This is a genomic window from Collinsella sp. AM34-10 (genome assembly GCF_003469185.1).
Lineage (GTDB): Bacteria > Actinomycetota > Coriobacteriia > Coriobacteriales > Coriobacteriaceae > Collinsella.
In genome coordinates this window covers 1-2,053 of sequence record NZ_QSIL01000018.1, presented here as the reverse complement: position 1 = coordinate 2,053, position 2,053 = coordinate 1, and the positions used below count along the sequence as shown (strand labels likewise).

At 55.5% G+C, this 2,053-nt stretch carries 1 protein-coding gene; it reads left to right on the top strand.

The window, feature by feature from the left end; translation table 11 throughout:
• Nucleotides 1–219: 219 nt before the first annotated feature.
• Nucleotides 220–1,914, top strand: a complete 1,695-nt coding sequence (locus DW823_RS09580; RefSeq protein ID WP_118082040.1) for a phospho-sugar mutase — start codon at nt 220–222, stop codon at nt 1,912–1,914.
• Nucleotides 1,915–2,053: the final 139 nt, after the last annotated feature.

The window sequence follows — 2,053 nt, the reverse complement described above, 5'->3', positions numbered from 1 at the left end:
TGTAGAAGGGGGAGGCCTCGCGGCCTCCCCCTTTTTTTGCGTTTATAGGCAACATTCTTTTTGCAATTAAATCAATTTAATCATCCACCGCTGAATATAGACGTTCACCGTTCTTTTGTCGGTTCTCTGTTCTCAATGGACTAATATTTGCTTTAGCGCACTGCTGCGCTTGTCCTGTTTTACACGGGTCGTTTTATTGATTGTGACGGAAGGACTCACATGGCAGATGTTCATGAGCTGCTTGATACTTGGATTGCCAATGTCAAGGACGAGGAGCTCCTCGCTGAGCTTAACACGATGAAGGAGCAGGGTGATGAGGACGCCATCACCGACGCTTTCTTCCAGGATCTCGCCTTCGGTACTGCTGGCCTTCGCGGCACTATCGGTGCGGGCACTAACCGTATGAATATCTATACGGTCGGTCGTGCGACCCAGGGATTCGCTGACTACCTCAATGCGACCTTCGAGCATCCGACGGTCGCCATCGCTCGCGATAGCCGCAATAAAGGTGAGCTGTTCGTTAAGACGACGGCTGCCATTCTTGCAGCAAACGGCGTGACTGCTCTCGTGTATCCTAAGATTTCTCCCGTGCCGACGCTTTCCTGGGCCGTCCGCGACCTTAAGTGCTCCGGTGGTATTTGCATGACCGCTAGCCATAATCCGGCGCCTTATAACGGCTATAAGGCCTATGGCCCCGACGGCTGCCAGATCACCAGTGAGGCCGCCGATGCAATTTCTAAGGCTATCGCCGAGACCGATGCGTTTACCGGCGTGAAGTCTATGGACTTCGATGAGGCTGTTGAGCAGGGCCTTGTCAAGTGGATTGACGACTCCTGTCTCGAGCGTTATTACGAGGCCGTCCTCGCTCGCGGCGTGACGAACCTTTCTGCCGAGGAAATTGCCGGCGCTCCGCTTAAGCTTGTCTACACGCCGCTCAACGGTACGGGCCTTATCCCCGTTACTACGGTTCTTGAGCGCGCTGGCATCACCGATGTCACGGTTGTTCCCGAGCAGAAGGAGCCTAACGGCGATTTCCCGACCTGCCCGTATCCTAACCCCGAGATCCGTCAGGCTATGCAGAAGGGCATCGATCTCTGCGAGCAGGTTCACCCCGATCTGCTGCTTGCGACCGATCCCGACGCCGACCGTGTTGGCGTTGCTGTCAAGAATGGTGATGACTACCTGCTGTTGACCGGTAACGAGATGGGCGTCCTGCTGCTCGACTATATTTGCAAGACCCGTGCCGCTCGCGGCGAGGATCTCACAAAGAAGGTCGCGGTCACTACCATTGTTTCTTCCGCCATGGTCGATGCTCTGGCCGAGGAGTATGGCTTTGAGCTCCGTCGCTGCCTGACGGGCTTCAAGTACATCGGTGACATCATTACCTCGCTTTCCGATGCTGGTGAAGTCGATCGCTTTATCTTCGGTTTCGAGGAGAGCTACGGCTATCTGGCCGGTGATCACGTACGCGACAAGGACGCGGTGAGCACTTCGCTGCTGATTTGCCAGATGGCTCAGTATTACAAGCTGCAGGGTAAGAACCTCGCCGACGCGATGCACGAGCTTTACGAGAAGTATGGCTACTATCACAACAAGACGATTTCGCTGAGCTATCCGGGTGCTGAGGGTGCTGCAAAGATGGCGGGCATCATGGCCGGTCTGCGCGAGAATCCGCCTGCGGAGCTCGCAGGGTCCAAGATCGAGGCTGTTGTGGACTACAACACCTGCGTGAACGGCCTGCCCAAGGCAAACGTCATCGAGTTCGATCTCGAGGGCGGCAACAAGGGCATTGTCCGTCCGTCTGGTACCGAGCCTAAGATCAAGCTGTACATCTTCGCTAAGGGCGCGGATGCAGCTGAGGCGGATGCGGCGCTTGATTCCATCGAGGAATCTGGTCGCAAGCTGTTGGCCTAAGGGTTTGAAATCCTATTTCCATAGATAGGCGGAGGAGGGGATCTCGGATACGAGGTCCCCTCCTTTTTGGATTTAAAGGCGGATGATTCTTGGTTGTGTAGGAAATGTGTGCGCTCAGATTCCCGCCCCCGGGGCCCCT